General features: G+C 70.5%; 3 protein-coding genes and 1 pseudogene. 2 read left to right on the plus strand and 2 right to left on the minus strand.

Translation table 11 applies throughout. From position 1 onward, the window contains the following. Both PO768_RS28180 and PO768_RS28185 read left to right on the plus strand, forming a co-directional pair. A pseudogene (locus tag PO768_RS28180) lies at positions 1-409 on the plus strand (hypothetical protein); the annotation flags it as partial. A gap of 100 nt (positions 410-509) precedes the next feature. Next, a complete protein-coding gene (locus PO768_RS28185) occupies positions 510-1,526 on the plus strand; it encodes a GGDEF domain-containing response regulator (RefSeq protein WP_272648700.1) in 1,017 nt (338 codons plus the stop codon). A gap of 3 nt (positions 1,527-1,529) precedes the next feature. On the opposite strand, the gene PO768_RS28190 is transcribed toward PO768_RS28185, so the two are convergent. Together PO768_RS28190 and PO768_RS28195 are read right to left on the minus strand one after the other, a co-directional pair. Next, positions 1,530-2,072: an acyloxyacyl hydrolase gene (locus PO768_RS28190; protein WP_272648701.1), complete on the minus strand. Its 543-nt coding sequence runs from the start codon at positions 2,070-2,072 to the stop codon at positions 1,530-1,532. A 262-nt stretch (positions 2,073-2,334) separates the two neighbouring features. Next, on the minus strand, positions 2,335-3,440 hold a 1,106-nt coding region (locus PO768_RS28195; RefSeq protein WP_272648702.1), incomplete at its 5' end, for an ATP-binding protein.

The following is a 3,440-nucleotide window of genomic DNA, read 5'->3' on the forward strand; positions in this document are numbered from 1 at the left end:
GGCCGCCCTGCCGGCGTTCATCGACGCGGCGGCCAGCGGCGCGGCCCGCAGCACCGATGCAGATACCGGCACCGACGCCACAGCGGCCCGACGCGCCCGCATCGAGGCCGACCTGCGCCGGGCCGAGGAACTGCTGGCGCGCTCGGCGCCCGCCGATGCCGGCACCCCATCCGAGCCGCTGCCCATCGAACCCACCGCCGCCGGGCCCTCGTCAGCGCAGCCCCCGGTGAGCGCCGCCAGCCAGCCCGTCGGCCCGGTGACCCGTCGCTCCGCCGAAACGCCGCGCAGCAGTTGCGGCAAACGCAGCGACTTCGCGCTCTACCGCTGCATGCAGACGCAATGCGCGAAACCGCGCTGGAAGGCCCACGCCCAATGCCTGGCACCGAAGACCGGCGACACCCCCCGCTGAAGCGCTTCGAAAACAAGCTACGCACAAACCCTTGAGGCAGCTGTAACAGAGGGCAACATAATGGCCTAGCGTCAATTCGACGCCCCCGGTCCGGCGCCCCATGCTGCCCTCCTCTCTGCCTCCGCTGCAAATCCTGGTGGTCGACGACCAGGCCTCGACGCGCAAGGTCCTGACGGCCCAGCTCAGCGCCGCCGGCCATGGGGTGATGGAGGCCGATTCCGGCGACAGTGCGCTGGCGCTGTTTCAGAGCAGCCGGCCCGATCTGGTGCTGCTGGACGTCGAGATGCCCGGCCATGACGGCTACTGGGTGGCGAGCCAGCTGCGCGCCAGCGAGGCCGGTGGCTGGACGCCTATCATCTTCCTGTCCAGCCGCGACCAGGACCAGGACCTCTGGCAGGGCATCGAGTCTGGCGGCGACGACTACCTGGTCAAGCCGGTGTCCACCACGGTGCTGCAGGCCAAGCTGCGCGCGATGCAGCGCCTGCGCCGCATGCAGACCCGGCTGATCGAGCTCTCGGACGAGCTGCGCCTGGCCAATGAGCAGCTGACCAGGCTCAGCAACGAGGACGCGCTGACCCGGCTGCCGAACCGCCGCGCTTTCGATATGCGGCTGCAGCACGAGATCCTCTGCGCCCGGCGCGACCAGCAGCCGCTGACCCTGGTGCTGTGCGATATCGATCATTTCAAGGGCTATAACGACCGGCTCGGCCATGTCGAGGGCGACGCCTGCCTGCAGCGCATGGCGGCGCTGCTGCAGGAGACCTGCCGGCGCCCGCGCGACTGCGCGGCCCGCTATGGCGGCGAGGAGTTCGGACTGATACTGCCCGGCACGCCACGCTCCGGCGCGATGACGTTTGCGCGCGCGGTGCTGCGCACCTTGGCGCTGACCGCGATGCCGCATCCGGATTCGGCCGTCGCGCCCTATGTGACCCTGTCGGGCGGCATCACCACCTGCACGCCCGACGAGAGCACGACCCTGGAAGGCCTGCTGCGCCGCGCCGACGACGCGCTCTACGCGGCCAAGTCGCGCGGCCGCAACCGCTTCTTCAGCTTCGAGATGCAGATGGACACGCTGGAGCAGCGCGGCAACACGGCCTGGGGCGGCTTGGTGCCTTGAGCGTCAGAAGCGGCGCCATAGCGTCAGCTGGTAGATGTCCAGGCCCGGGTTCGGCCGCTTGATGCTGGCATTGGAGAAGTGCGAGACCCGCAGTCCGAGCCGGGTGTCCCGGTCGATCGCATAGCCCAGGCCCAGATGATCGGCAAACTGGAAGGCCGTGCTCAGCCGGCGATCCGCAAAACGGCTGCCGCTCAGCAGGCTGGGGCCGACGCCGGCCTCGACGAACCAGCGGGCCTCCTGGCTGGGCCACCAGCGCCACAGCGGCACCGCACTGAACTGGGCCAGCCGGCGCGGCTCACGGCCGGCATCGGCCTGCCAGGCCGACAGGCCCAGCTCCATCGCCAGCTCCAGCCGTCCCGTTTCGCCCAGCGGCCGCGACCACAGCACGGGGCTTTCCCAGTTGAGGGTCAGGCGTTGATACGTCTTGCCCTGAGCCAGGTGCAGGCTGTAAGCGGAGTCGGCTTGCGCTGCAGTGGCGCCCAGCGCAAACAGGACAGCGGCCGCGCAGGCATGACGAAAGGAGAGCGAGGAATGACAAGAGAACATCGGCGCGTAGAAGAAAAATGGGCGTGAGACAGCCCCTCCCGGGACGCCGCCTGGAGCGGGTCGGGATGGCAAAGGATCGGGAGGGCGCGGGCGGGCCGCGCGGCGCTAGCCGGCTGGCAGGGGGATGGTCAGGTCTTGAGAAGGCATGGCGAACCGGTGGAGAACACTGGCGTCCATGCTAGGAAGCGCGCCGCCGCAGGTCCGGCAGGGCTTGTGGTGAAACTGTAGAAAGTTGTAGCCGTCAGTTGCCGGGCGGGCCGGCTCAGCGGCCCGGCAGCTGCGGCCATTCCAGGCGCAACGCCGCCCCGCCCAGGGCCGAGCTGTCAACCCAGAGCCGCCCCTCGTGCCACAGGGCAACGCGCAGCGCGATCGACAGCCCCAGGCCAACGCCGCCGCTGGCGCGGTCACGGGCCTCGTCCAGACGCACAAAGGGCTGCAGCACGCGCTCGCGCGCCTCGGCCGGGATGCCTGGCCCGTCGTCCTCGACGCTCAGGCGCCAGCCCTGGTCCAGGGTCTCCAGGCGCAGGCAGACCTGCGAACGTGCATGCCGCGTCGCATTGCGCAGCAGATTCAGCAGCGCCTGCTTGAGCAGGCGCTCGTGCAGCAGCAGCTCGGTCGCCTGCGGCGGCAAGGCCAGCTCGAACCGCAGCTCGGGCCGCCCGGCCTCGCGCTCGCTCTGCGCCAGCAGGGCCTGCAACCAGGGCCCGGCGAGCAGCCGGCTCGGCGCGGGGCGCTGCTCGCGCTGCTCCAGCTGGGCCAGGCTCAGCAACTCGGTGATCAGGCGGTCGAGCTCGCCCACATCGGCATGCAGCGCATCGATCAAGGCCTCGCGTTGCGCCGCGTCGCTCGCCTGACGCAGCAGCTGCAGCTCGAACAGCAGCCGCGCCACCGGGGTGCGCAGTTCGTGCGAGACCGCACGCGTCAACGCGCGCTGCTGCTCCACCATCGCGGCCATCGCGCGGCTCATGGTGTTGAACTGCTCGCCCAGACCGCGCAGCTCGGAATAGCGCGACAAGCTCACCTGGCTGCCCAGCGCGCCACCGGCCAGGCGCTGCGACTGCTGCCTCAGCCGGCGCAGATCGCGCCACAGCAGGCCGGACCAGAGCAGCAGGGCCAGGGCCGTCGAGAGCACGATAGGCACGATGATCAGCAGCAGGTAGATGCCGCTGTCCGGCCCCTTCTCGGTCGGCCAGCGCAGCTCCAGCCAGTCGCCGGTCTGCTCGGCATCCAGCGGGATCAACAGCAGCTCATAGTCCTGGCGTGCCACAAAGCCAGCGACCGCCAGGCTCGCCAGCTCGGCCGGCTGCAGCCCATCCGGCGCGCCGCGGCGCAGGCTCAGATGCCAGCCGTGATGCGGCTGCAGCGCGG

The organism is Paucibacter sp. XJ19-41 (genome assembly GCF_028462495.1).
Lineage (GTDB): Bacteria > Pseudomonadota > Gammaproteobacteria > Burkholderiales > Burkholderiaceae_C > Roseateles_E.

Bases quoted from the DNA above. Each gene is read 5' to 3' on its own strand.
- PO768_RS28190 (WP_272648701.1), bottom strand. From the start codon at position 2,072: ATGTTCTCTTGTCATTCCTCGCTCTCCTTTCGTCATGCCTGCGCGGCC.
- PO768_RS28185 (WP_272648700.1), top strand. From the start codon at position 510: ATGCTGCCCTCCTCTCTGCCTCCGCTGCAAATCCTGGTGGTCGACGAC.